Origin of the sequence: Micromonospora echinofusca, from assembly GCF_017614955.1 — a bacterium.
Taxonomy (GTDB): Bacteria; Actinomycetota; Actinomycetes; order Mycobacteriales; family Micromonosporaceae; genus Micromonospora; species Micromonospora echinofusca_A.
Genome location: NZ_WVUH01000063.1, coordinates 1 through 25,817, shown reverse-complemented (window position 1 = coordinate 25,817; position 25,817 = coordinate 1). Strand labels below are relative to the sequence as shown.

The following is a 25,817-nucleotide window of genomic DNA, read 5'->3' as shown; positions in this document are numbered from 1 at the left end:
GGCGGTGGGGTCAGGCGCGGGAGCCGAAGACCTGGGTCCAGTAGAGCCGTCCGCCACCGGTGGCCACGCCGACGCCGATCGCCCTGGCGTCACAGTTGAGGATGTTGGCGCGGTGACCGGGGCTGTTCATCCAGCCGTCCATCACCGCAGCCGCCGTCTCGTACCCCATCGCCACGTTCTCGCCGATCGGGTACTGGTACCCGGCCCGCTTGGCGCGCTGGACGAAGTCGCTGCCGTCGCTGCCGGTGTGCGACATCTGCTGCCGTGCGGCCTGGTCGTCGCTGTGCAACTGGGCGGCGGTGGCCAGGTTGGCGTTGATCGTGACCGCGCCGCAGCCCGCCTTGGCCCGTTCCTGGTTGACCAGCGTGACGACCTGTTGTTCGACGCTGCTGGTGCCGGTGTTGCCGGCCGGCGCCTTGCTGCGGGTCGGCGAGGGGGAGGCGGTCCGTTTGATGCTGCGGGTCGGCGCCTTCGACCGTACCGGCGTCGGGCTGGGCTTCGCGGTCGGGCTGGTCGACGCGCTCGGGCTGGCCGTTGCCGACGGCGTACCCGTCGGGTCGCCCGCAGTGTCCGCTGCTCCGGCGGCGGCCGGCCCGCCGTCGGCCCGGAACCCGTCGGCTCCCTCGGCGACCGGGGACTGCCGCCCTTCGTTGCCGGTCGGCAGGAAGGCGACTCCGGCGCCCGCCATCACGGCCAGGGCGACCACGGCGACTGCTCCGGCGGCCAGGACGGGTCGGGGGAACCGGCGCCGGTCGCGGCGCCGGCCGGCGGCGGTACGGCGCCCGGCCGCAGCCCCGGGCGCGTTCCCGGCCGTACCGCTGGCCGCGTACCCGGCCCAGCCGGTGTCCCCGGTGTCCCGGTCGTCGCCGGCCATCCCGTCCCCACCCGGGAAGGACCGGTAGGCACTTGCCGCTCCGGGCCGGTAGTCACCCGCTCCGACCGCCCGATAATCACCCTCCGTAACCGAATGGTGCCCGTCGGAGTCGTACCGGTACCCGTCCGGCCGGTGCCGGTACCCGTCGGCCACGTAGGGATGACCGTCCGACTCGTACCGGTGACTGCCGGCCGGGTACCGGTCGGTGTGCTCGTCCGCGGACGGGCCGGTGCGGTACGGGTCGACCGGGCCGGGCAGGCTGGCATACGCCGCCGAGCCGTACGACTGGTAGTCGTTCCAGTCGGGCTGGGTGCGAGAGGGCTGTCCGGACGACCGGCGCGGCGGTTCCCCGGTCGGCGGGACGGGACGCGGCGCGCCCTCCTGGTCGAGCGGATCGTTCCAGCCGTGCACGCGGACGCCTCCAACAGGTTCGCTGTTCTGAGCCGCTGTGACGCTACGTGTCGCGTTCGATCGGCAGCAACGTGGCTAAGAAAGAGTTAAGGCGAACGCGAGGATTCTTCTCTCGTTCGACCGTACCGCCCGGGTTAGACTCCGCCCGTCCGAACAGCGTGATGTTCGTGTCCGGTGGACGACCCGGCGAGCCGGCCCGGTCGACGTGGAGATGATCTACGGCCTGGGAAAACTTGACGACGGTGGGATCTGGCCGCAATATATAGGTGTCGCCAGTCGCGCCCGTTCATGCCCGCGTTTGCTGTGGGTTGATAGTCGCGAGGTTCGGGCGCGCGTTGGCCGGCCTTTCCGGCAGCGCATCACAAGGAGACAAAATGGCTAAGGCCCTGTACGGCCACGTCGGCGCGGCGTCAGACCGGCGCCTGCTCGACGAGGTCACCCGACTGCGTTCGCGGGTGCAGGCACTGGAGTTCGAGATCACGCGGTTGCGTGCCGAGAACGATCGGCTCGCGGCGGCAGCAGCCGAGGCGGACGACCTGCTCCGGCTCGCCGAGCCCGCGCTGACCTGATCTCCCGGGCGCCGGTCCGCCCGGCGCCCGTCGCCAGCACAACTCGATCGCCCCACACCAATCGCGCGCCGATCACCTCGAGTGACGGCGCGCAGTTGTTTCCGCGCCCCGATCGCGCCACCAGCCGACGTGCCAGGCCGCGTCGCAGTCCGCCGGGTCCTATTGCCGGGTGAGCCGAACCAGCCGTCGTGCCGGAGCGCGTCGCAGTCCTCCGGTCGTATTGCCGGACGCGCTAAAACTGCGAAAATTCGCAATTCGGGTTCTTGCCGGGTGCGGACGCCGAGAGTCGATGGGCCGCCCGGGAGGGTCGCGTAACCGACCTGACCGGCCCGGGCGTTAGTCTGCGGATTGACCAGGGCCTGGTAGAGCAGGCCCGAGGGCCTCACGGAGCAGCCCCGGGGCCCTGACCCAACAGGCCCCGGCCCCCGGCACAGGATCGAGACGGTGCACCTCAAGAGCCTGACGGTGAAGGGTTTCAAATCCTTCGCCTCCGCGACGACGCTCAAGCTTGAGCCCGGGATCACCTGCGTGGTCGGCCCGAACGGCTCGGGCAAGTCCAACGTCGTCGACGCCATCGCCTGGGTCCTCGGTGAGCAGGGCGCCAAGGCCCTGCGCGGCGGCAAGATGGAGGACGTCATCTTCGCCGGCACCGCCGGCCGGGCCCCGTTGGGCCGCGCCGAGGTCACCCTCACCATCGACAACACCGACGGCGCCCTGCCCATCGACTACACCGAGGTGTCGATCACCCGACGGATGTTCCGGTCCGGGGAGAGCGAATACGAGATCAACGGCGACTCCTGCCGGCTGCTCGACATCCAGGAACTCCTCTCCGACTCCGGCATCGGCCGGGAGATGCACGTCATCGTCGGGCAGGGCCGGCTGGACGCCGTCCTGCACGCCAAACCGGAGGACCGGCGGGCGTTCATCGAGGAGGCGGCCGGCGTCCTCAAGCACCGCAAGCGCAAAGAGAAGGCGTTGCGCAAGCTCGACGCGATGCAGACCAACCTCAACCGGCTCACCGACCTCACCGCCGAGCTGCGCCGCCAGCTCAAGCCGCTCGGCCGGCAGGCCGAGGTGGCCCGCCGCGCCGCCGCGATCCAGGCCAACCTCCGCGACGCCCGGCTCCGGCTGCTCGCCGACGACCTGCACACCCTGCGTGCCACCCTGGACAAGGAGATCGCCGACGAGACCGCGCTGCGCGAACGGCGTGAGCAGGTCGACGCCGAGTACACCGAGGTCCAGCACCGGCTCGGCGAGCTGGAGGCGGCGCTGGCCGAGGACGCGCCGCTGCTCGCCGCCGCGCAGGACACCTGGTACCGGCTCTCCGCGCTCACCGAGCGGTTCCGCTCCACCGAGCAGCTCGCGCGGGAGCGACTGCGGCACCTGAGCGCCACACCCGAGGACGAGCGGCCCGGCCGCGACCCGGACCAGCTCGCCGCCGAGGCGGAACGGGTCCGGGAGCAGGAGGAGGAGCTGCGCGCCGCGCTCACCGACGACCAGGTACGCCTGGCCGAGGCGGTCGAGCAGCGGCAGGAACTGGAACGCCAGCTCGCCGCCGCCGAACGGGCCCTGGTCGCCGCCGCGAAGGCCGCCGCCGACCGGCGCGAAGGGCTGGCCCGGCTCACCGGGCAGGTCAACTCGGCCCGGGCCCGGACCACCAGCGCGGGCGAGGAGATCGAGCGGCTCGCCGCCGCGTACGCCGACGCGCTGGACCGGGCCGAGCAGGCCCAGGCCGACCTGGACGCGGTCGCCGAACAGTCCACCGAGGCGGACCGGGACAACGCCGAACTGGACGCCCGGCACGCCGAGGCGGTCACCGCCCAGGAACAGGCCGCCGCGCAGGTACGCGCCCTGTCCGACGCCGAGCGGAAGGCGGAGAAGGACGCGGCCACCTGGAAGGCCCGCGAGGAGGCCCTGGCCATGGGGCTGCGCCGGGCCGACGGTGCCGGGGCGCTGCTGGCGAAGGCGGACCAGATCCCTGGCCTGCTCGGTGGGTTGGCCAGCCTGCTCACCGTCGCACCCGGGCACGAGGCGGCCCTCGCCGCCGCGCTCGGCACGCTCGCCGACGCGGTCGCGGTCACCGGGATCGACGAGGCCGCCGAGGCGATGCGCTTCCTGAAGATCTCCGACGCCGGACGGGCCGCCATCCTGGTCGGCGGCGTGGCCGGGCCGGGCATGCGGGGCTCCGCCGACGCGCTGCGCCCCCGGCTGCCCGAGGGCGCGAAGTGGGCACCGGACCTGGTCGACTGCCCCGACGACCTGCGGCCGGCGGTGCACCGGGCGCTGCGGGACGTGGTACTCGTCGACGATCTGGCGGCGGCGACCGCGCTGGTCGGCGCGAACCCGGAGCTGCGCGCGGTCACCCCGGACGGCGACGTGGTCGGTGCCTACGCGGCGGCGGGTGGCTCGGCCCGGGCGCCCAGCTTCATCGAGGTGCAGGCCGCCGTCGAGGAGGCCCGCGCCAACCGGACCGCCGCCGAACAGGCCATCGCCGAGCTACGGGACCAGCTCGCCGAGGCCCGCGCCGAGGTCGCGGTACGCAAGGATGCGGTGGCGGTGGCCGCCACCGCGAAGCGGGAGGCCGAGGGGCAACGCAACGCCGCCGCCCGCCGTCTGGCCGAGTTGGGCGCCGCCGCCCGGTCCGCCCGGGCCGAGACCGAGCGGCTCGGCGCCTCCCGGTCCCGCGCCGAGCAGGCCCGCGAGCAGGACCTGATGAAGCTCGCCGAGCTGGAGGAACGGCTGAAGCTCGCCGAGGACACCCCCACCGAGGAGGAGCCCTCCACCGCCGAGCGCGACCAGCTTGCCGCGATGGTGCCCCGGGCCCGGCAGAACGAGATGGAGGTCCGGCTCGCGGTCCGGACCGCCGAGGAACGGGTCGCCGCGATCGCCGGCCGGGCCGACTCCCTGCTGCGCCAGGCCAACGCCGAGCGGGCCGCCCGGGAACGCGCCGCCGCCCGGCGGGCCGCCCGGGTCCGGGGCGCCGGTATCGCCCGTGCCGTCGAGACCGGCGCCCGTGAGGCGCTGGTCCGGCTCCGCGTCTCGCTGGCCCGGGCCGAGGAGCACCGGGACGCCGTGGCCCGCGAGCGGTCCGCGCGCGAGGCCGAGCTGCACGAGGTACGCGCCGCCGCGAAGCGCCTCGGCGCCGACCTGGAACGGCTCACCAGCCAGGTGCACCGCGACGAGGTGGCCCGTGCCGAACAGCGGATGCGGATCGAGCAGTTGGAGGCGAAGGCGGCGGAGGACTTCGCGCTCGACGTGGAGACCCTGATCGCCGAGTACGGTCCGCAGCAGCTCGTCCCGCCCACCCCGGCGGATGTGGCCGCGGCCGAGCGGGACGGCAGTCCGGTCCCCGAGCCGGTCCGGTACGAGCGGGCGGCGCAGGAGAAGCGGGCCGCCAAGGCGGAACGCGAGCTGGCCCTGCTCGGCAAGGTCAACCCGCTGGCGCTGGAGGAGTTCGCCGCCCTGGAGGAACGGTTCAAGTTCCTCTCCGAGCAGCTGGAGGACCTCAAGGCCACCCGCCGTGACCTGCTGACCGTGGTCAAGGACGTCGACGACCGGATCCTGGAGGTCTTCGCCAGCGCGTTCGCCGACACGGCCAAGGAGTTCGAGCAGGTCTTCACGGTGCTCTTCCCCGGTGGCGAGGGCCGGCTGGTGCTCACCGACCCGGACGACCTGCTCACCACCGGCGTCGAGGTGGAGGCCCGGCCACCGGGTAAGAAGATCAAGCGGCTCTCGCTGCTCTCCGGCGGGGAGCGTTCGCTGACCGCGGTGGCGATGCTGGTGGCGATCTTCCGGGCCCGGCCCAGCCCGTTCTACATCATGGACGAGGTGGAGGCGGCGCTCGACGACGTCAACCTCGGCCGGCTGATCACCCTGATGGCCCAGCTCCGGGAGAAGAGCCAGCTCATCATCATCACCCACCAGAAGCGCACCATGGAGGTGGCCGACGCGCTGTACGGGGTGACCATGCGCAGCGGCGTCACCCAGGTGATCAGCCAGCGGCTCAACCGGAGCGGGGAAGACTAGACCGGCGCGCCGGAGCCCTCCGGCGGGCCCATGAGGAGCAGCCGACCGGCTACCGCGGTCGGCGCGCGATGGTCGCGGCGGCACTGCGACCGGGGAGAGGAAGTGACTCGGGTGGCTCGGCAACGCGCGACGGCGCTGCTGGTGGATCTGGACGGCGTGCTCCGGCGCTGGGACGAGGCGGTCGTCGCCGGGGTGGAGAGCCGGTACGGCCTACCGGCGGGCGCCCTGGTGGAGACCGCGTTGCAGTGGGGGCGGCTTCAGCCGGTACTGGTCGGCCAGGTCAGTCACGCCGACTGGATGGCGCAGGTGGCCGAGGCCCTCGCCGGGCCGGCCGGTGGGCTGGACCGGGCCCGGGACGCGGTCGCCGAGTGGCAGGGCTACCGGGGGGAGGTGGACCCGGACGTGCTCGCCCTGGTGCGGGAGGTACGCGCGGCCGGACTGCCGGTCGGGCTGGCCACCAACGCCACCGACGCGCTCGACGCGGACCTGGTGACGCTGGGGCTGACCGGGGAGGTGGACCACGTCTTCAACTCCTGGGAGTTGGGCGTGCACAAGCCCGCCAAGGAGTACTTCCAGCAGGCGTGCCTGGCGTTGGGGACCCCGCCGGAGCGGGTGCTCCTGGTCGACGACGACGACCGGGCGGTCCGGGGCGCGCGGGCGGCCGGGCTGTCCGCGTACCGGTGGAACGGGGTGGCGGACCTGCCGTACCTGCGGGCGGTGCTGGACTACTGAGCCGGCGTACCGGCCGGCGCGGGCTGCCCGGCCGCTGCCCCACGACCCGGCTCAGACGCCGGTCACGCCGTCGATCCGTTCCCGGATCAGGTCGGCGTGCCCGGCGTGCCGGGCGTACTCCTCGATCATGTGCACGTACGTCCAGCGCAGGTTGATCTCCTCACCGGAGCGCCGGTAGACGTAGGTGTCGTCCAGCGAACGGCCGGCCACCGCCGCCCGCGCCGCCGCCACCTCCTCCGCGAAGGTCGCCAGATCCGCCTCGGCGTCGGCGTGCTGGATGTCGTTGAGGTCCTCGTCCGGGTCGTCGCCGTTGCCGTACAGACTGTCCACCGGCTCACCGGCGGCGTTCATCCGGAACCACCAGCGCTCGTTGTCTGCCATGTGTCGGACCAGCCCCAGCAGGGTCAGCCCGGACGGCTCCACGCTGGGGATCCTCAGCTGCTCGGCGGTCAGCCCGGCGCACTTGCCGAGCAGGGTCTGCCGGTGGAAGTCGAGCCAGCCGTCGAGCATGGCGCGTTCGTCACCGAGGGTGGACATGGTGGGCCGGGGCACGTCCGGTGCGGTCCAGGTCATCGGGTCATGATGCTCGACCGGTACGACACCCGGGTGGTGGTTCAGCCGTCGGTGCTGAGCCGTTCCCGGGCCACCACCCGCAGCCCGCCGTCCTTCGTGGTGCCCTCGATCACCACGTCGGCGGTGCGCCCGGTGTGCACCAGGGTGCCCACCGCGTTGCCGAAGTACGGGCCGTCCAGCTTGCGCCAGCGCACCGACGGCCGGCGTACCCCGGCGGACCGGGCCAGCGCCCGGGTCACCCCGGACGGCCCGGCGGACCAGCCCAGCCGCATCAACGGGCGCATCCCGGCCGGTACCTGGTTGTGGATCGGTGAGCAGGTGAGCTGGTGGACCGGGGTCACCACCGACGGGTCGGCGAACCGGGCCCGGGCCACGTACGAGTGGTGCACGTCACCGGAGAGCACACTGATCGAGGCCGGTGGGGCGTACGCCGGGCCGGCCCCCACCCGGTCGCCGGGCTGCCCCGGCCGGCCGCTGCCGATCCGGGCGAAGAGCGCACCGAGGGCGTCGAAGGAGCGCTGGAAGGCTGCCCAGTGCTCCAGGTCCAGCATCCGGCGCAGCCGCTCGGACGCCGTGGCCACCCACCGTTTCCGCGACCCGGCCAGCCGTTCGTTCCAGGCCTCCACGTGGTGGATGCCCGGCGGCAGCAGCCAGGGCAGTGAGGAGCCGACCACCAGGTGGTCGTACCGGCCGTGGGCCTGGTCGGTGAACCACGACCACTCACCCGGCGGCAGCATGGCCCGGCTGGCCGGCTCCAGCACCCGGCTGCACCGGTTGTCCAGCATCACCAGCCGGGTCCGGCCCAGGTCGACCGCGTAACTCCACTGGTACTGCACGGCCCGCCAGCGTTCGGTGTCGTGCGCGAGGTCCGACTCCTGGTCGACCCGCTCGCCGAACTCGGTGAGCACCCCGGTGGCGTCCCCGGCGGCGGTCACCTTGGCGTACACCGGGTCGGCCTCGATCTCGTCCGGCGTCAGGTTGCCCAGGTGCTGGTAGACCCAGTACGAGGCGAGCCCGCTGCGGATCCGCTCGGCCCACCAGGGCTGGGCGCGCATGTCCGACCGCCAGGACGCCGAGGTGTTCCAGTCGTCGATGATCTCGTGGTCGTCGAAGATCATCACGCTCGGCACGGTGGAGAGCAGCCAGCGGATCTCCGGATCCCGCCACGACTCCAGGTAGAGCTTGGTGTACTCGTCGAAGCTGACCACCTGGTCGACCGGGGCGTCCTGCGGCCGGTGGCGTCGTCGGCGCAGCAGCCGCCGCACCGTCGGCGAGGTCTCGTCCGCGTACACCTGGTCACCGAGGAGCACCAGCAGGTCGGGCAGGTCACCCGCCGTCGGGTCGGCCATCAACCGCCGGGCGTACGCGTCCAGCGCGTCCGGTGGCAGCTTGCGGGTGGTGGCGTGCTGGGTGGTCTCCCGGCAGGAGCCGAACACCAACCGGACCGGCTGGTCGGTGTCGTCGGCCTCCCGGGTCCGGATCACGCTGGCTGGGAACCCGCTCTCCGGCTGCGGCCAGACCAGTTCGTCGTCGAGCAGCACCTGGTACGTGGTGACCGACCCCGGGGTGAGCCCGGTCACCACCACGATCGCGTAGTGGTGGTCGTACGCGCTGAAGGTGGCTGCCTCGCCGGAGGCCCCGTCGGCGGTGCGGACCCGGACCACCGCCGGCGCGCTGGTCTCCACCCAGACCGTGGCCCGCGTGTCGACCACCCGCCGCAGCAGTGGGCCGATGAGCAGGCGAGATGAGGACATGGGCGGCCCTTTCGAAGCTGAGGGGTTTCCACTTTCCTACCCGGTGGCCCGGTCCGCCACCCCTGCCCGAGGGCCCGGTGAGCGTACCCAAGGGCCGCCAGGGGCACAGGTGGGCCGCCGAGAGGACGTACGTGCCGGCATCTGACAGGATTTCCGCATGCAGGAATACCTCATCGTCGCGCTGACCCTGCTCGGTGTGCTGATCCTCGCCGGGCTCGGCCTGGTGGTGCCCCGGCTGCGTCGCCGGCCGCAACCGCCGCTGCCCGGGGAGGCGGTCGACACCCGGACCGGGGAGGAACTGGCCGGTCCGCCGGTCGAGGCGCCCGAGGCGGACCTGGAAACCGGGATCCTGGTGGAGGCGCCGCCGGTCGAGGCGCCGACCGTACCGGTGCTGGAGACCCCCGAGCCGACCGCCGGCCGGCTGGTCCGGCTCCGGTCCCGGCTGGCCCGCTCGCAGAACGTCTTCGGCAAGGGGCTGCTCGGCCTGCTCTCCCGGGACCGGCTCGACGAGGACACCTGGGAGGAGATCGAGGACAGCCTGATCACCGCCGACGTCGGGATCGAGGCCACCCGGGAGATCGTCGACCGGCTGCGGGAGCAGACCCGGGTACTCGGTACCCGGTCCGGCGCGGAACTGCGCGCCCTGCTCGCCACCGAACTGGTCAAGGCCCTCGACCCGGGGCTGGACCGGTCGCTGAAGACCACCACCGCCACCGGCGTACCGGCGGTCGTGCTGGTGGTCGGGGTCAACGGCGCCGGCAAGACCACCACCTGCGGCAAGGTCGCCCGGGTGCTGGTGGCGGACGGGCGCAGCGTGGTGCTCGGCGCCGCCGACACCTTCCGCGCCGCCGCCGCCGACCAGCTCGCCACCTGGGCCGGCCGGGTCGGCGCCGAGGTGGTCCGGGGGCCGGAGGGCGCCGACCCGGCCTCGGTGGCCTTCGACGCGGTCCGGCGCGGCATCGACGCCGGGGTGGACACGGTCCTGATCGACACCGCCGGCCGGCTCCAGAACAAGGTCGGCCTGATGGACGAGCTGGGCAAGGTCAAGCGGGTGGTGTCCAAGCACGGGCCGGTCGACGAGACCCTGCTCATCCTGGACGCCACCACCGGCCAGAACGGTCTGGAACAGGCCCGCGTCTTCACCGAGGTGGTGGACGTCACCGGGGTGGTGCTCACCAAGCTCGACGGCACCGCCAAGGGCGGCATCGTCATCGCCGTGCAGCGCAAGCTGGGCATTCCGGTCAAGCTGGTCGGCCTCGGCGAGGGCCCGGACGACCTGGCACCGTTCGACGCCGCCCAGTTCGTCGACGCGTTGCTGGGCGAACCGTCCGGCCCGAACGCGTAACCTCGGGTGTTCTACCGCGAACCGGCGCCACGCCTCGGGAGACCGTACGTGACTGCACAGGAGATCCCGCTGCACGGCGGCAACGTCAGCACCGTCGTACGGGTCGGTGACACCGTCCGCCGTAACGCGGGCCCGTGGACCCCGTCGGTGCACGCGCTGCTGCGCCACCTGGAGTACGTCGGCTTCACCGGCTCACCCCGGGCCCTCGGCATGGACGAACGCAACCGGGAGGTCCTGTCGTACCTGGAGGGGGAGTGCGGGGAGTACCCGCTGGCCCCGCACTGGGTCACCGACGAGGCACTGGTCACCGTCGCCACCATGCTGCGGATGTTCCACGACGCCCAGTACGGGTTCGTGCCGCCGCCCGGGGCGGTCTGGCGGTCGTTCGGGCCACCCCCGCCGGACACCGAGGTGATCTGCCACCACGACGCCGCCCCGCACAACGTGATCTGGCGACCGGACGGCACCCTGGGGCTGATCGACTTCGACCTGGCCTCGCCCGGCGCCCGGATCTACGACGTGGCGTACGCGGCGTGGACCTGGGTACCCCTCTTCTCCGACCGGGACTCCTACACGCTGGGCTGGAAACGGCCGGACCGGCCCCGCCGGTTGCGGCTCTTCGCCGACGCGTACGGACTCATCCCCCGGGACCGGCACCGGCTGATCCGCACCATCCGCAAGCGGATCGTGGACCACGTCGAGGGCATCCGGCGGATGGCCGCCGCCGGTGAGCCGGCCTTCGTCCGGATCGTGCACAAGGGTCACCTCCGGCGCCCGATGCGTGATCTGCGCCTGCTCGACTACGAACGGCACACCCTGGAGTACGCGCTGCGCTGACGCCCGGACAGCGTCCTGGTGGTGAGTTTTTCTTCACACGTTCGAAACAACCCGTGACGGCCCGGAAACCGGCCGGAGAGCGAACGTGTAACAGCGGGCCGGGAGGCTTTCGGCCAACCGGCGTACGGGCGACGTTGCCTCGGAAGCCGCGGAGGAGGGAACCTCACCTTTAGGAGGCCAGCGTGCCTGAAGCACCCACGATCGATTCCGGCAACACCGTCTGGTTGCTGGTCTCGACCGCGCTCGTGCTGCTCATGACGCCCGGACTGGCACTGTTCTACGGTGGCCTTAACCGGTCCAAGGGCGTGCTCAACATGATGATGATGAGCTTCTCCGCCATCGGGCTCATCTCGGTCCTGTGGTGGTTCTACGGCTTCAGCGTCGCCTTCGGGTCCGACGTGAACGGATTCTGGGGCAACCCGGGCGACTACCTCGGCACCAAGACCTTCCTGGCCGAGACCGACCTGTGGGGCGCGACCGCCGAGAACCCCAGCGGCATCGGCGTACCGCTCTACGTGTTCATGGCCTTCCAGATGGTCTTCGCGGTGATCACCGTCGCGCTGATCAGCGGCGCGGTCTCCGACCGGGCCAAGTTCGCCGGCTGGCTGCTCTTCGCCTTCGGCTGGGCCACCCTGGTCTACTTCCCGGTCGCGCACTGGGTGTGGGGCGGCGGCATCATCGGTGCCGACCTGCACGCGCTCGACTTCGCCGGTGGTACGGCCGTGCACATCAACGCCGGTGCGGCGGCGCTCGCCCTGGTACTGGTACTCGGCAAGCGGCTCGGCTGGCCCCGCGAGGGCATGAAGCCGCACAACATCCCGCTGGTGGCGCTCGGTGCCGGTCTGCTCTGGTTCGGCTGGTTCGGATTCAACGCCGGCTCCGAGCTGACCGTCGACTCGGTCGCCGGGCTCGCCTTCCTCAACACGCAGCTCGCCACCGCCGCCGCGGTGCTCGGCTGGCTCGCCGTCGAGTGGATCAAGAGCGGCAAGCCGACCATGGTCGGTGCCTCCTCCGGCGCCATCGCCGGCCTGGTCGCCATCACCCCGGCCTGCGGGTTCGTCGCCCCCTGGGCGGCGGTGCTGCTCGGCCTGGTGGCCGGCGCGGTCTGCGCCCTGGCGATCAGCCTGAAGTACAGGCTCGGCTACGACGACTCGCTCGACGTCGTCGGGGTGCACTTCGTCGGCGGCTGGATCGGCTCCCTCTGGCTCGGCCTGTTCGCCACCAACTCGGTCAACAGCGCGATCACCGACGTGATCGGTGCGTCCGACGGTCTCTTCTACGGCGGCGGGGTGACCCAGCTCGGCCGGCAGGCACTGGCCGGCCTGATCGTCACCGCCTGGTCGTTCGGGGTGGCCTGGGTGCTCGCCTTCGCGATCGAGAAGACCATCGGGTTCCGGGTCAAGCCGGAGGACGAGGTCGAGGGCATCGACCTCACCGAGCACGCCGAGTCCGGCTACGACCTCTCCCCGGCCGGTGGCGGCAGCGGAGGCGCCTTCGCCATGGCCGGTATCTCCCCGACCGGCGGCGCGGCCGGCCCGGGCCGGCCGGCGGTGGAGCCCACCGGGCCGGTCAGCGAAAAGGTCGCCGGTTAACGTACCCGAGATGGAGGGGTTGGACATGAAGCTGGTGACCGCAGTCATCAAGCCGTACCAGCTGGACGCGGTGAAGGAGGCCCTGCACGCCCTCGGCGTGGCCGGCCTGACCGTCAGCGAGGTCCAGGGCTACGGCCGGCAGAAGGGACACACCGAGGTGTACCGGGGTGCCGAGTACACGGTCGAGTTCCTGCCGAAGATCCGGGTGGAGGTGCTCACCGACGAGATCGACGTCGACAAGGTGGTCGACGCGGTCGTCGGTGCGGCCCGGACCGGCAAGATCGGCGACGGCAAGGTCTGGGTGACGGCGGTGGAGGACGTGGTCCGGGTCCGCACCGGCGAACGCGGCCTCGACGCGCTCTGAGCCACCGTCACCGCCATGACCCCGTTGATCGAGGGAAACCCGTCAGGACCCACTCCCCCTGACGAGCGACCCCTGATCAACGGGGTCAGCGCCGTCACGGGTGCCGCCCCGCCGTTGGACCTCGACCGGGCCGGCGTCGGCACCGCCGCGCGCGAGGGGCGGGCCGCCGCCCTGGACCGCTGGCTGACCGGCCTGCTCCCGACCGGCGTGGACCGGATCGCCCTGGTCGCCGTCGGTGGACTCGGCCGCCGGCAGTGCGCCCCGTACGGCGACCTCGACCTGCTCCTGCTGCACGACCGGGTACCCGGCGTTGACGACCTGGCCGCCGCGCTCTGGTACCCGGTCTGGGACGCCCGGCTCGGCCTGGACCACTCGGTACGGACCGTGCCGGAGGCGCTCGACGTCGCCGCCGGGGACGTGAAGGTGGCCCTCGGACTGCTCGACGCCCGGCACGTCGCCGGGGACCCCGACCTCACCCGGCAACTCGCCGGCGCCGCCGCCGAGCAGTGGCGGCGCAGCGCCGTACGCCGGCTCCCCGGGCTGCGGGAGATCACCACCGCGCGCTGGGCCGCCCACGGTGAGCTGGCCTTCCTCCTCGAAGGCGACCTCAAGGAATCCGCCGGTGGGCTCCGCGACCTGGGCATCCTGCGGGGCATCGCCGCCGCCGGGATCACCGACGCGCTCCGCCCGGCGGTCCGCGCCGCCCACCTGCGCCTGCTCGACACCCGGGACGCGCTGCACGCCACCGTGGGACGGCGCGTCGACCGGCTGGTCGCCCAGGAACGTGCCGGGGTCGCCACCCGGCTCGGCATCGACGATCCCGACCTGCTGCTGCGCCGGGTCGCGCAGGACGCCCGGACGGTCAGCCACGCCCTGGACGACGCCTGGCGGGCCGCCGACCGGCTACGCGGCGGTACCAGCCGGACCGCAGGCAGCCGGCAGCCGTCCACCGACGGACGACCCCGGACCGCCGACGGCCGGATCCACAGCGCCGACGGTCGGATCCGGGCCGCCGACGGCCGACCGCTGCGCCGGCCCGTCGCCCGGGACGTCGTCGAGCAGGACGGCGAACTGGTGCTCGCCCGTACCGCGATCGGCGCCCGACCCGACCCGAGCCTGTCGCTACGGGTGGTCGCCGCGTCCGCCACCACCCGGCTGCCGATCTCCCGGGCCACCTGCGAATGGCTCGCCGCCTACTGCCCGGCGCTGCCCGTGCCCTGGCCGGCGGAGGCGCGCAGTGCCCTGATCACCCTGCTCGGCGCCGGTACCGGCCTGATCGCCGCCTGGGAGACCGCCGACCGGTACGGCCTGGTCGACGGCTGGTTCCCGGAGTGGCCCCGGATGCGCAGCCTGCCGCAGCACAACGCGGTACACCGCTACACGCTGGACCGGCACCTGGTGCAGACCGCCGCCGAGGCCGGCCGGTACGCCCGCGAGGTGGACCGCCCCGACCTGCTGCTGCTCGGTGCCCTGCTGCACGACGTCGGCAAGGGCCTGCCGGGCGCCGACCACAGCACCGTCGGCGCCCCCGTCGCCGGCGCGGTCGCCGCCCGGATGGGACTGCCCGACACCGAGGTGGCCCTGATCGAGCGGCTGGTCCGGTTGCACCTGCTGCTGCCCGACGTGGCCACCCGGCGCGACCTGAGCGACCCGGTGACCATCTCCCGGGTCGCCGAGGCGGTCGGCGACCCGGCCACCCTGGACCTGCTGCACGGCCTGGTCCGGGCCGACGCCCGCGCCACCGGCCCGGCCGCCTGGTCCGACTGGAAGGGCCGGCTGATCGCCGAACTGGTCCGCCGGGTACACACCGCCCTGGACACCGGCGTGCTGCCCGACCCGCCGGTACCCGACCCGGCGCTGGTCGCCGGGCCCCTGCCGGCCGTACACCTGAGCGAGGGGACCGTCACGGTGGCCGCAGCCGACCGGCGGGGACTCCTCGCCACGGTGGCCGGCTGCCTGGCGCTGCACCGGATGGACGTGGTCGCCGCCGACGCGGCCACCGTCGACGACCGGGCCCTGGTCGAGTTCCGGGTACAGCCCCGGTACGGCCTGGCCGCCGACCCGGTCGCCCTCGCCGCCGACCTGCGCCGCGCGGTGACCGGAGACGTCTCGGTGACCCAGCGGCTCCGCGGCCGTGCCCTGGCCGCCCGCGCCGACGACGCCGACCCGAAGGTGGTCTGGCACCGGGACGCGGCCACCGACGCGGTCGTGCTGGAGGTACGGGCGGCCGACGCGGCCGGGCTGCTCTACCGGGTCTGCGCCGCGCTGGACGAGGCCGGGGCGCAGGTCCGGGCCGCCCGGATCGCCACCCTCGGCAGCGCCGTGGTGGACGCGTTCTACCTGGTCGGTGGCTGGCCGGACGACGCCGAGCGGACCCGCCTGGAACAGGCCGTGTACACCTCCCTGCGGGAGGTGCAAGGAAGGGCCCCCGGTTAACGCTTTCGGTAGAGGAAGGGCCCCTTGTTAACACCCCCGTCCCGGCTAGCCTGACCCACTGTGATCATCTGGCTGAACGGGGCGTTCGGCGCCGGTAAGACCACGGTCGCGGGGGAGTTGTGCCGTCGACTGCCCGCTGCCCGGCTGTTCGACCCGGAGCGGGTCGGCGCGGTACTGCGCCGGGTGCGACCGGTACCCACCGGGGACTACCAGGACCTGCCCGCCTGGCGGCGCTGGACGGTACGCCTGACGTGGCTGGCGGCCCGGGGCGGCCGGCCGGTGGTCGTACCGATGACGGTGTGGCGGCCCGACCACCGCGCCGCGCTCCTCGGCGGCCTGCGGGAGCGCGGCCTCGCGGTGCGGCAGGTGGTGCTCCGGGTGCCGCCGTCGGTGCTGCGGGACCGGATCGACGCGGACCGGGTGGAGGCAGCGGCGCGCGACTGGCGGCATGCCCACCTGGACCGGACGGTGGCCGGGCTGGCCGGGTGCGAACCGGGGACGATCGAGGTGACCCACCACGGCCGCGCACCGGGCGAGGTGGCGGCGGAGATCGTGGCCCGGCTGGACCTGAACCGTCCCACCTCGAAGCGTCGATCATGAAGTTGTTGTCGCGACACGCCGGGCGGGACGACAACAACTTCATGATCGCCGAGTCGTTCCGGCGGGCGTACTCGTTGAGCCGGTGAGGGCGCGCCCGGCCGCACCTGTGGCGACGGCGCCGACCGGTGATCACCGACGGCCACAGCGGCCACCGGGCCGTGACCGTCGACGACCACGCCGTGACCACCGGCCGGGCCGGGACACCGGCTGTCGACGGCGGGCCCGATCGGACGGACGGGGGACGTCCGTGGCCCCGGGAGCTGCCGATGCGGAATCGGGCACGGTGGGACACCACCCGGCAACGGGACAGTCCTCGGCAGAACGGCAGCACCCGGCAGAGCGGCAGCACCCGGGAAAGCGGCAGCACACGGCAACGAAACAGCACCCGGCGACATCCGGCGGTCCCGGCCCGCCGGACGGCATCTTCAGTGGTACGCATGCTGCTCGCCGCACTGGTCACCGTCGGCGTCCTGGTCGCGTGCCGCAGCGAGCCGCCGCGTCCGGTGGTACCCGTGCCGTGGCCGGGTGGTGTCACCCGGCCGCAACCGTGGCAGTGGCAACTCAGCGGCCCGCTCGACGTGACCGTCGACGCCGACGTATTCCTGCTCGACCCGGTCCGGACCACCGCCGCCGAGACCACCGAACTGCGCGCCCGGGGGCGTCGACTGATCTGCCTGGTCAGCGCCGGCTCGTTCACCGCCGGGGAGGTGGACGAAGCCCGGTTCCCGGCCGCCGTCCGGGGACGGGGCGGCGCGCCGGGCGGCGGCACCTGGCTGGACGTACGGCAGTGGGACGTGCTGGAGCCGGTACTCGCCGACCGGCTGCGGCTGTGCCGGGGCAAACGGTTCGAGGCGGTGGCGTTCACCGCCGTCGACGGGTACGCCCACAGGTCCGGGTTCCCGCTGGACTTCGACGCGCAGCTCCGGTTCAACCGGCGGCTCGCCGTACTGGCCCGCTCGTTGGCGCTCTCCCCCGGTCTGGTGAACAACGTGGGGCAGGTCGCCGCGCTGGCCCCGGACTTCGACTTCGCGGTCAACGAGGAGTGCGTACGGCTGCGCCAGTGCGACCGGCTGCTGCCCTTCACCGAGGCCGGCAAGCCGGTGCTGCACGTCGAGTACGCGGGCAGCACCGCCGACTTCTGCGTCACCACGGTCGGCTACGGCTTCGCCTCGATGCGCAAGCAGCGGAAGCTGGACGCCTGGCGGGCGCCCTGCGCGTACTGACGGTCCGGGGTGTTAGGAAGGGCCCCTTCCTATACCGAAAGCGATAAGAAGGGGCCCTTCCTTACTGCTAGCGGGTCAGCGCAGGCTCCGGGTGCTCCGTGCCGGAGCCGGAGCCGGTCACCCGGTCCGACGGGTCGGTGGACGGGTCGGCCGGGTCCGACGGGTCGGTGGACGGGTCGGCCGGGTCCGACAGGTCGGTGGACGGGCCGGTCGGGTGGTCCACGGGGTCGCGGCGGCGGAGGAACCTGGGCGCCCACCAGTTGGCCTCGCCGAGCAGCGTCATCACCGACGGCAGCACCACCGCCCGGATGATCGTGGCGTCCAGCAGGATCGCCGCCGCCAGCCCCACCCCGAGTTGCTTCATGTCGACGGTGCTCAGCGTGGCGAAGATGGCGAAGACCGCCACCATCACGATCGCCGCGCTGCTCACCACGCCGGCCGAGGAGGTGATGCCGTACGCCACGGCGTCGGCGTTGGACCGGCCGGCCCGTACCGCCTCACGGATCCGGCTGACCACGAAGACGTGGTAGTCCATGGAGAGACCGAAGAGGACCACGAAGAGGAAGAGCGGCAGCCAGGAGACGATCGCGCCCATCGAGGTGAACCCGAGCAGCCCTTCGGCCCAGGTGCCCTGGAAGACCAGCACCAGCAGGCCGTACGCGGCACCGGCGGAGAGCAGGTTCAGTCCGATCGCGGTGAGCGCCACCACCACCGAGCGGAACGTCCACGCCATCACCACCAGGGTCAGCACCAGCACGAAGCCGACCACCAGTGGCAGCTTCTCCCGGATGTGCCGGGCGTAGTCCTCGCTGCCGGCGACCCCGCCCCCGACGGCGTACTCCACCCCGGACAACTGTCCGACGGTGGCCGGGAGCAGGTCGGCACGGAGCCGTTCCAGGGACCGGACCGCCTCGTCGGTGCGGCTGGCGTACGGGGTGGCCACGGTGAGCACCGACACCCGGCCGTCGGCGGAGACGTCGATCTCCGGTCCGGCGGCGGGCAGCGGGGCGAAGAGCGGATCGGCTGCGGCCCGCCCGGCCAGTTCGGTCAGCGCCACCCGGACCCGCTCGGCCTGCCCGGCCGGCGCGCGTACGGCGACCTGGTGGGTGGTGCCGGTGTCCGGGAAGGCGGCGGTGAGCCGGTCGTACGCCTGCATCGCCGGGGTGGTGCGGGGCAGGTCCTCCATGCCGGGGAACTTCAGTTTCATGCCCAGTGCCGGCGCGGCGAGCGCCAGCAGCAGCCCCACCGAGACGACCAGCGTGACCACGGGTGCCCGCAGGGCGGGGCGCAGCACGGCCGGCCAGAACCGGGGCCCGGCGGGTACGCCGTGCCGGCCGGTACGCGGCGCGGTGAGCCGCCACAGCAGCGGTACCCGGGGCCGGTCTACCCAACGGCCGAGCTTGGCGAGCAGCGCGGGCAGTACGGTCAGCGAGCCGGTGACCGCCACCGCGACCACCAGGATCGAGCCGACGGCGAGTGAGGAGAAGACGACGTCCCCGGCGAGGAACAGCCCGGCCATGGAGATGATCACGGCGAAGCCGGAGACCACCACGGCGTGTCCGGAGGTCTCGGCGGCGATCTCCACGGCCGCCAGGTGGCTGCGGCCCCGGGCCCGTTCCTCCCGTTCCCGCCGCACGTAGAACAGCGAGTAGTCGACCCCGACCGCCATGCCGATCAGCAGGATCACGCTGCTGGTGGTGTCGGTGGCCGGGACCAGGTGGGAGGCGAGGGTGGAGAGTCCCATCGCCGCCGCCACCGAGGACAGGGCCAACAGCACCGGTACGCCGGCAGCGATCAACGCGCCGAACGCGACGATCAGGATGGCCAGCGTCACGGGCAGGCTGAGCAGTTCGGCGCGCTTGAAGTCGGCGCCGAGGGTGTCGTCGAGCGCCTGGCCGATGGAGGCCCCGCCGACCTGTTCGACGCGGAGCGCCGGGTGGTCGGCCTGCACCTCGGCGGTGGCGGCCCGGAGGGGTCCCACCCGGTCCGGGGCGGTCTCCGGGTCACCGGTCATGGTCAGCGGGAGCAGCAGGGCGTCCCCGGCGCGGGACGGGACCGGGTCGCCGACCGAGGCCACCCCGGTGACCTGCCGCAGCCGGGCCGCCGCGTCCTTCGCCGCCGCGTCCGCCGCCGCCCGGTCCAGCGCGCCACTCCGGGCGGTGATCAGGACGTTCTCCACGGCGGGACGGTCGAAGTCACCCGAGTCGACGATGATCCCGGCCCGGCCCGACTCACCGATCGCCTGGTCGGCGTCGGTCGCCTCGTTCAGGCCGGCCGCGCTGCCGCCCGCGAAGCAGACCGCCACGAAGACGATCCACATCGCGATCGCCCGCCATGGATGCTCCGCGCTCCATCTCGCGATCCGTACCGTCACCGGTCGTCTGCCCACCCCGGTCCCCCTCAGGTCGATGTCGTCGAACCTGAGTGACGGTATGGACCGGCGGGTGTCACGACATCGGGGATCGCCCCGCGCTCGTCCCGCGTCCGTCCCCGAGCCGGGCTACGGGTCAACCCCGAGCGGCAGGTACCGGACGGGGGCGGGGCTGGCAGCGTGGGCAGCTGTACGACGAGCGGTTCATGAACGCCTCCCGTCGGATCGGCGCCCCGCACCGCCGGCACGGCTCGCCCTCCCGGCCGTACACGTTCAACGACCGGTCGAAGTAGCCGCTCTCGCCGTTGACGTTGACGTACAGCGCGTCGAAGCTCGTCCCGCCCTGGACGATGGCCTCACCGAGGACGTCCCGCACGTGCCCGAGCAGGCGGGTCACCGCCGGGGCGGTCAGCGCGTCGGTGGGTCGGGTGCCGTGCAGCTTGGCCCGCCACAGTGCCTCGTCGGCGTAGATGTTGCCCACCCCGGAGATCAGGGTCTGGTCGAGCAGGGCCCGCTTCACCTCCGTCCGGCGGCGGCGCAGCGCCGCGACGAAGTCCCGGTCGGAGAAGGCCGGGTCCATCGGGTCCCGGGCGATGTGCGCGATCTCCCGGGGCAGTTCCGCACCGTGCTCGGAGACCGCCAGGCCGCCGAAGGTGCGCTGGTCGACGAAGCGCAGTTGGGGGCCGCCGTCGTCGAACCGGAACCGGACCCGCAGGTGCACCTCGTCGGCCGCCCCGGCCGGTTGCAGCAGCAACTGCCCGGACATGCCGAGGTGACCGATGATCGCGTCCCCGCTGTCCAGCGGCAGCCAGAGGTACTTTCCCCGGCGGCGGACCCCGGTGACCTGCCGGCCGGCGAGCACGGCGGCGAAGTGGTCACCGCCGGGCAGGTGCCGGCGCACCGCCCGGGGGTGGCGCACCTCGACGGTACTGATCCGTCGGCCGGTGACCCACTGGTCCAGGCCCTGCCGGACGGTCTCGACCTCGGGCAGCTCAGGCACGGGGCAGCCCCGGCTCCACCGGCTGGGCGCCGTCGACCACCTGGCCGTCGGCCGCCGGACCGTCGCACACCTGGCCGTCGACCGCCGCAGCGGGCACCTGGCCGTCGACCGCCACGGTGGACGCCGAGCCGTCAGTCGCCTGCTGGTCGGTGGATCCACCGTCGAGCTGCTCGGACAACGTCCGCCAGGCCGCCTCGGCCGCCCGCTGCTCGGCCTCCTTCTTGCTGCGCCCCTCGGCACCGCCGTACCGGCTGCCGGCCACCACCACCCAGGCGGTGAAGGTCTTCAGGTGGTCCGGGCCGGCGTGGTCGATCCGGTACTCGGGCACACCCAGGCCGAGCGAGGCGGTCAGCTCCTGGAGGCTGGTCTTCCAGTCCAACGCGGCCCCCCGGCCGGCGGACTCCGCCATCAGCGGGTCGAACAGCCGGTGGATCACGATCGAGGTGGTCTCCAGCCCGTACTGGAGGTAGATCGCGCCGAGCAGCGCCTCCAGGGTGTCGGCGAGGATGCTCGCCTTGTCCCGGCCGCCGGTGGCCTCCTCGCCCTTGCCGAGCAGCAGGTACGCGCCGAGCCCCGACGGACCGAGACCGCGCGCCACGTCGGCCAGCGCCCGCATGTTGACCACGCTGGCCCGGAGCTTGGCGAGCTGCCCCTCGGGCAGGTCGGGGTGGTTGTGGAAGAGCGCCGTGGTGATGACCACACCGAGAACGGAGTCACCGAGGAACTCCAGCCGCTCGTTCGTCGGCAGCCCGCCGTTCTCGTACGCGTACGAGCGGTGGGTCAGGGCGCGTTCCAGCAGCTCCGGGTCCAGGGCGACGCCGAACGCCGCCTCCAGGTGGCCGACGGGAGCACGGCGCCGCTTGTCGTTGGTCATGCGCTTACCTCGGTGTCGGTCGGGCAGTCGTCTCGGGCGGGTCCGGTGGACGGCCCCTTGCCGTCGCGGTCGATGGCCGACCAGCGGCCGTGGTCGGGGGACGACCCGGCCCGCTCGGGCCCGGCCAGCAGCCCGGCCTCGGAATGGTCGGCGAGCAGCCCGGCGATCGTGGCGATGGCCTGCCGCCGGTGCAGGTGTGCGGCGAGGGCGATGCCGGAGGCGACATCGTCGTCCTGGGCGGCGCCGTGGCACACCACCACCGTCCCGGCCACGCCGAGCAGGGCGGCGGCCCGGGGCGCCCGACCCTCGGTCGGTGGACCACCGGCCATCGCGTACGCGCCCTCGATCGCCTTGAGCAGGACGTTCCCGGTGAACCCGTCGGTCACCACGACGTCGGCCCGGGCCCCGGAGGCGATGTCGTACCCCTCGACCAGGCCCACGTACCGGCCGGCGCAGGGCAACGACTGGCCGGTCAGGACGACGTCGGCGGCGCGGCGCGCCCGGTCCCCCTTGCCCGGCTCGGTACCGACCGACAGCAGCCCTACCCGGGGGCCGGTGACGGCGTGGGTCACCGCGGCGTAGCCGGTACCGAGGACGGCGTGCCGGGCCAGGGTGGCGGGTCGGGCCTCCAGGGACCCGCCCACGTCCAGCAGTACCACCGGACCGACGGTGCCCGGCATGGTGGCGACCAGCGCGGGCCGGCGTACCGCAGGCCAACGGCCCAGTCCGAGGGCCGCCGCGGTGACCGTGGCGCCGGTGGAGCCGGCGGAGACGACCGCGTCGGCGTGGCCTTCGACCACTGCCGCCACGGCGGCCCGCACGGTGGTGTCGGCGCGGACCGCCCGGGTCGGATGGTCGGCCATGGTGACGACCCCGTGGACCGGTCGCACCGCGACCCGGACGCGGTCGGCCGGGGGGAGCGCGCCGAGCAGCCCGTCGGCCGCCTCGGGCGGTCCGACGAGCAGCAGGTGCAGGTCGGGGTCGGCGCCGAGCGCCCGCAGAGCGCCGTCAACCACGACGGCGGGAGCATCGTCCCCGCCGAGGAGGTCGACGGCGATCCGCACGGTGCCCGGCTCCATCGGTACCCCGGCCGGATCGCTCCGGCCGGCGGGTGACGGAGCCGGCGCACCGGGCAACCGCCAGGGCGTGGGCGCCCGACCCGGGGTCGGGAGCGTCACTCGGCGTCCAGGTCAGACCTCAAGAACCTGACGGCCGTTGTAGGTGCCGCAGACGGAGCAGGCGGCGTGCGGCAGCTTCGGCGACTTGCACTGCGGGCAGGCCACGGTCGCGACCGCCGCGGTCTTCCAGTTCGCCCGGCGGGACCGGGTGTTGCTGCGCGACATCTTGCGCTTCGGGACGGCCACGGTATTACTCCTCTTTACGGGTCAGTTGCGACAGGCCCGCCCAACGCGGGTCGATCTGCTGGTGGCTGTGATCGGCCGGCAGATCATCCCAGTGCACCCCGCACTCGGGGCACAGTCCTGGGCAGTCCGTTCGGCAGAGCGGGTTGGTCGGCAGTGTGAGCACCACCGCATCCCGCAACGCCGGCTCCAGGTCGATCAGGTCGCCCTGCATCCGGCCAACCTCGTCCTCGTCGGTCGTCTCGTCCGTGGTGCTGTTCTCGTACGCGTACAGCTCCTGGATCGGGACGGTCAACGAGTCCTCGATCGGGCGCAGGCAGCGCCCACACTCGCCCCGGACGGGACCGCTGACGGTCCCGGAGACGAGCACACCCTCGGAAACCGACTGGAGACTCAGGTCGAGGTCCAGGTCGGCACCTTCCGGTACGCCGATCATCTCCAGGCCGAGGTCCGCCGGTGCCGGGGACACCCGCTTGACCGTACGCAACGAGCCAGGTCGGCGCGGCAGCTCCCTCGTGTCGAGGACCAGCGGCGACCTGGGGTTGAGTGAGGAAGGCGTGTGTTTGGGCATAGTCAGACTCCGGCCTGTGAGAGGCCGACAAAGCAGGTTACCTGGGCCGCGGTCGTACCGTCGAACCGGGGCCACCGCCCCGCCGCGTCCCGGCCCTGCCGCCGGCCGGATGGTACTGCTGACACCTGTCCTGGCAGGCGCACCCGGAACGGGCCGGGACCGAGAGGTCAGAACGGCAGTGGCCGCTCCGCCTCGTCACCGCCGAAGGTACCGATTTCGCGGAGGGCGTGCATCTTGTCCCGACCGCGCTCGATCGAGGCCAGCGCCCGGGTCAGGAACTGCTCGAAGTTGGCCAGGGCGGTGTCGACGTAGTCGTCGACCTCCGCCCGCAGCCGCTGCGCCTCGGCCCGGGCCTCGGCGATGATCCGGGCACCCTCGTGTTCCGCCGAGACGGTGATCTCGTTCATCGAGACGAGCCGGGCGTGCTCCGCCTCACCCTCGCTGATGATCCGGTCCGCCTCCCGTCGGCCGGCGTCCATGATCTTGTCCCGCTCCTCCAGCAGCGCCGCCGCCCGGCGCAGGTCGGCGGGGAGTTCCGCCCGCAGCTCGTCGAGCGCGGCGATCATCTCCCCCCGGTCGACCATGCAGTTGTTGCGGGACATCGGGACGGACCGGGCCGCCTCCACCATGGCGATCAGTTCGTCGATGCGGTCGAGCGGGTCCACCGGCACACCACTCCTGTCATTTGTCGGCCGACCTCCATGATGCGGGTTCGGACCGTTCTGCTGCTCCACCAATGATGCGGTGCGGAGACGACAGGTGGCCCATCCCGTCCGGCGCGGCGCGTCGCCGACGGATGGGTTGGGTGACCGGTGGTCAGTCCCGGGTACCCGGGGTCAACCGCAACCGCAGCTGCTCCCGGACCAGGTCGGGCACGTGCGCCGAGACGTCGCCACCCCACTTGGCCACGTCCTTGACCAGGCTGGACGAGAGGAACGAGTAGAGCGGGTTGGTGGGCATGAACAACGTCTCGACCCCGGCCAGCCCGATGTTCATCTGGGCCATCTGGAGTTCGTAGTCGAAGTCGCTGACCGCCCGCAGGCCCTTGACCAGGACGGCGGCCTGCTGCGCGCGACAGAAGTCGACCAGCAGCCCCTGGAAGGACTCGACCCGGACGTTGTCGTACGACGCGGTCACCTCGCGCAGCATCGCCAGCCGCTCGTCGACGGTGAACAGGCCGCTCTTGGACTGGTTGATCAGCACGCCGACGATCACCTCGTCGAACAGCCGGCTGGCCCGGCCGATGATGTCGAGGTGCCCGTTGGTGACCGGATCGAACGACCCGGGACAGACCGCACGTCTCATGATCGGCGACCGTACCAAAGAGAAGTCTCCCCGTAACGCCGGCTGCGCTCCCCGGTGATTCCCTGCACCCAGTCGACCGGCCCGGTCCGGCTGGACCGCTCCACCACCACCAGGGCGTCCGGGGCCAACCAGCCGCCGTCGACCAGCGCGGCCAGCATCGTGCCGAGGTCGGCGTCGGGTACGGCGTACGGCGGGTCGGCGAAGACCACGTCGTACGGCGCGCCGGGGCAACCGGCGGCGAGCACGGTGGTGACCTTCCCGGTGACCAGCCGTACCGCCGGGGTGGCCCGCAGTCCGGCGATGTTCTCCCGGATCACCCGGGCGGCCCGGGGGTCGGACTCCACCAGCAGCACCTCGGCGGCGCCCCGGGAGTACGCCTCCAGCCCGACCGCCCCGGAGCCGGCGTAGAGGTCGACGAACCGGGCGCCGGCCAGGTCGAGGTCCGCCTCGATGGCGCTGAACAACGCCTCGCGTACCCGGTCCGAGGTGGGGCGGGTACCGGCGCCCGGTGGGGCGGCGATCCGCCGTCCACCGAGCGTGCCCGCCACGATCCGGGTCACCGTCGCTCCCTCTGCATGACGGGGACGCTACGGGACGGCCCGGACGCTGACGGGGCCGGTCTCGGCGGGGGCGGAGGGCGTCGGTGGCACCGCACGGTCGGTGGATTTCATGTCGTGAATCAACCACGCTGAGTGCATCAATTATCTCGAATCCGCATCATCGGGCTTGATGATTGCTGAGAACTGTCCCTTAGTGTCCGTTGTCGCTAGGGTCGGGCGCTGTGTCGGCCACCGATCGCCGACCACGGCGTCGGGGAAGCGCCACCGCGCGTCGCGCCATCACCCCATTCCCGGCAGCGACCGTTCCCGGCCCCCGCACGTCGCCCTGAAGCCCCTTGCACCCCAGGAGCAAGTGTGATCCGTACCAGGCTGTCGCTCCGGCGACCGCTCGTCGTGGCCGGCGCCACCCTCGCCGGCCTCGCCACGGTCCTCGCCCTCT

Annotated in this window: 21 protein-coding genes and 1 pseudogene; 10 read left to right on the top strand and 12 right to left on the bottom strand. The window is 73.0% G+C overall.

Annotated features, from left to right (window positions below):
* Positions 1 to 10: 10 nt before the first annotated feature.
* A complete protein-coding gene (locus tag GSF22_RS35665; RefSeq protein ID WP_208813218.1) occupies positions 11 to 1,285 on the bottom strand; it encodes a CAP domain-containing protein in 1,275 nt (424 codons plus the stop codon).
* Between the two features lie 374 nt (positions 1,286 to 1,659).
* Here GSF22_RS35665 and GSF22_RS10155 point away from each other — a divergent pair, with 374 nt between their 5' ends.
* The 3 genes from GSF22_RS10155 to GSF22_RS10145 all read left to right on the top strand — a co-directional run bounded on the left by GSF22_RS10155 (position 1,660) and on the right by GSF22_RS10145 (position 6,612).
* Positions 1,660 to 1,854 (top strand): hypothetical protein, encoded by a 195-nt coding sequence (locus GSF22_RS10155; protein ID WP_208813216.1) that lies wholly within the window; start codon positions 1,660 to 1,662, stop codon positions 1,852 to 1,854.
* A 444-nt stretch (positions 1,855 to 2,298) separates the two neighbouring features.
* Entirely contained in the window at positions 2,299 to 5,880 is a 3,582-nt protein-coding gene (gene smc, locus GSF22_RS10150; RefSeq protein ID WP_208813214.1) for a chromosome segregation protein SMC, read from the top strand.
* Between the two features lie 111 nt (positions 5,881 to 5,991).
* The gene (locus GSF22_RS10145; protein ID WP_208813224.1) at positions 5,992 to 6,612 is read left to right on the top strand and encodes an HAD family hydrolase; all 621 of its coding nucleotides are present in this window, start codon (positions 5,992 to 5,994) and stop codon (positions 6,610 to 6,612) included.
* Positions 6,613 to 6,663: 51 nt separating this feature from the next.
* On the opposite strand, the gene GSF22_RS10140 is transcribed toward GSF22_RS10145, so the two are convergent.
* Both GSF22_RS10140 and GSF22_RS10135 read right to left on the bottom strand, forming a co-directional pair.
* Positions 6,664 to 7,185 (bottom strand): DinB family protein, encoded by a 522-nt coding sequence (locus GSF22_RS10140; protein WP_208813212.1) that lies wholly within the window; start codon positions 7,183 to 7,185, stop codon positions 6,664 to 6,666.
* 41 nt (positions 7,186 to 7,226) lie between these two features.
* Positions 7,227 to 8,939, bottom strand: coding sequence for an alkaline phosphatase D family protein (locus GSF22_RS10135; RefSeq protein ID WP_208813210.1), 1,713 nt, complete (start codon positions 8,937 to 8,939; stop codon positions 7,227 to 7,229).
* A 157-nt stretch (positions 8,940 to 9,096) separates the two neighbouring features.
* On the opposite strand from GSF22_RS10135, the gene ftsY reads away from it, so the two are divergent.
* The 7 genes from ftsY (at position 9,097) to GSF22_RS10100 (ending at position 17,336) form a co-directional block, all read left to right on the top strand.
* Entirely contained in the window at positions 9,097 to 10,284 is a 1,188-nt protein-coding gene (gene ftsY / locus GSF22_RS10130) for a signal recognition particle-docking protein FtsY (protein ID WP_208813208.1), read from the top strand.
* A gap of 48 nt (positions 10,285 to 10,332) precedes the next feature.
* Positions 10,333 to 11,121 carry an aminoglycoside phosphotransferase family protein gene (locus GSF22_RS10125; protein WP_307803882.1) on the top strand — a complete coding sequence of 263 codons (789 nt, stop codon included), beginning with the start codon at positions 10,333 to 10,335 and terminating at the stop codon, positions 11,119 to 11,121.
* A gap of 182 nt (positions 11,122 to 11,303) precedes the next feature.
* Positions 11,304 to 12,713, top strand: a complete 1,410-nt coding sequence (locus tag GSF22_RS10120; protein ID WP_208813204.1) for an ammonium transporter — start codon at positions 11,304 to 11,306, stop codon at positions 12,711 to 12,713.
* A 25-nt stretch (positions 12,714 to 12,738) separates the two neighbouring features.
* Positions 12,739 to 13,077 carry a P-II family nitrogen regulator gene (locus GSF22_RS10115; protein WP_208813222.1) on the top strand — a complete coding sequence of 113 codons (339 nt, stop codon included), beginning with the start codon at positions 12,739 to 12,741 and terminating at the stop codon, positions 13,075 to 13,077.
* Between the two features lie 15 nt (positions 13,078 to 13,092).
* The gene (locus GSF22_RS10110; protein WP_208813202.1) at positions 13,093 to 15,513 is read left to right on the top strand and encodes a [protein-PII] uridylyltransferase; all 2,421 of its coding nucleotides are present in this window, start codon (positions 13,093 to 13,095) and stop codon (positions 15,511 to 15,513) included.
* A gap of 60 nt (positions 15,514 to 15,573) precedes the next feature.
* Positions 15,574 to 16,113 (top strand): AAA family ATPase, encoded by a 540-nt coding sequence (locus GSF22_RS10105; protein WP_208813200.1) that lies wholly within the window; start codon positions 15,574 to 15,576, stop codon positions 16,111 to 16,113.
* A gap of 437 nt (positions 16,114 to 16,550) precedes the next feature.
* Positions 16,551 to 17,336 (top strand): endo alpha-1,4 polygalactosaminidase, encoded by a 786-nt coding sequence (locus tag GSF22_RS10100; RefSeq protein WP_208813198.1) that lies wholly within the window; start codon positions 16,551 to 16,553, stop codon positions 17,334 to 17,336.
* Positions 17,337 to 17,403: 67 nt separating this feature from the next.
* Here the strand turns inward: GSF22_RS10100 and GSF22_RS10095 are convergent, their stop codons facing one another.
* The 9 genes and pseudogenes from GSF22_RS10095 to rsmD all read right to left on the bottom strand — a co-directional run bounded on the left by GSF22_RS10095 (position 17,404) and on the right by rsmD (position 25,378).
* A complete protein-coding gene (locus tag GSF22_RS10095; RefSeq protein WP_208813196.1) occupies positions 17,404 to 19,725 on the bottom strand; it encodes an MMPL family transporter in 2,322 nt (773 codons plus the stop codon).
* Between the two features lie 118 nt (positions 19,726 to 19,843).
* Positions 19,844 to 20,707 (bottom strand): bifunctional DNA-formamidopyrimidine glycosylase/DNA-(apurinic or apyrimidinic site) lyase, encoded by an 864-nt coding sequence (gene mutM, locus GSF22_RS10090; protein ID WP_208813194.1) that lies wholly within the window; start codon positions 20,705 to 20,707, stop codon positions 19,844 to 19,846.
* Positions 20,700 to 21,581: a ribonuclease III gene (gene rnc / locus GSF22_RS10085; RefSeq protein ID WP_208813192.1), complete on the bottom strand. Its 882-nt coding sequence runs from the start codon at positions 21,579 to 21,581 to the stop codon at positions 20,700 to 20,702. Before rnc ends, mutM begins: the two co-directional genes overlap by 8 nt.
* Positions 21,582 to 21,727: 146 nt before the next feature.
* A pseudogene (locus tag GSF22_RS10080) lies at positions 21,728 to 22,660 on the bottom strand (phosphate acyltransferase PlsX); the annotation flags it as partial.
* 111 nt (positions 22,661 to 22,771) lie between these two features.
* Positions 22,772 to 22,945: a 50S ribosomal protein L32 gene (rpmF, locus tag GSF22_RS10075; protein ID WP_208813190.1), complete on the bottom strand. Its 174-nt coding sequence runs from the start codon at positions 22,943 to 22,945 to the stop codon at positions 22,772 to 22,774.
* A gap of 4 nt (positions 22,946 to 22,949) precedes the next feature.
* Positions 22,950 to 23,513 carry a YceD family protein gene (locus GSF22_RS10070; RefSeq protein ID WP_208813188.1) on the bottom strand — a complete coding sequence of 188 codons (564 nt, stop codon included), beginning with the start codon at positions 23,511 to 23,513 and terminating at the stop codon, positions 22,950 to 22,952.
* Positions 23,514 to 23,680: 167 nt separating this feature from the next.
* Positions 23,681 to 24,178 carry a hypothetical protein gene (locus GSF22_RS10065; RefSeq protein WP_208813186.1) on the bottom strand — a complete coding sequence of 166 codons (498 nt, stop codon included), beginning with the start codon at positions 24,176 to 24,178 and terminating at the stop codon, positions 23,681 to 23,683.
* A gap of 151 nt (positions 24,179 to 24,329) precedes the next feature.
* Entirely contained in the window at positions 24,330 to 24,818 is a 489-nt protein-coding gene (gene coaD / locus GSF22_RS10060) for a pantetheine-phosphate adenylyltransferase (RefSeq protein ID WP_208813184.1), read from the bottom strand.
* Positions 24,815 to 25,378: a 16S rRNA (guanine(966)-N(2))-methyltransferase RsmD gene (rsmD, locus tag GSF22_RS10055; protein ID WP_208813182.1), complete on the bottom strand. Its 564-nt coding sequence runs from the start codon at positions 25,376 to 25,378 to the stop codon at positions 24,815 to 24,817. The genes coaD and rsmD overlap by 4 nt, the downstream gene beginning before the upstream one ends.
* Positions 25,379 to 25,817: the final 439 nt, after the last annotated feature.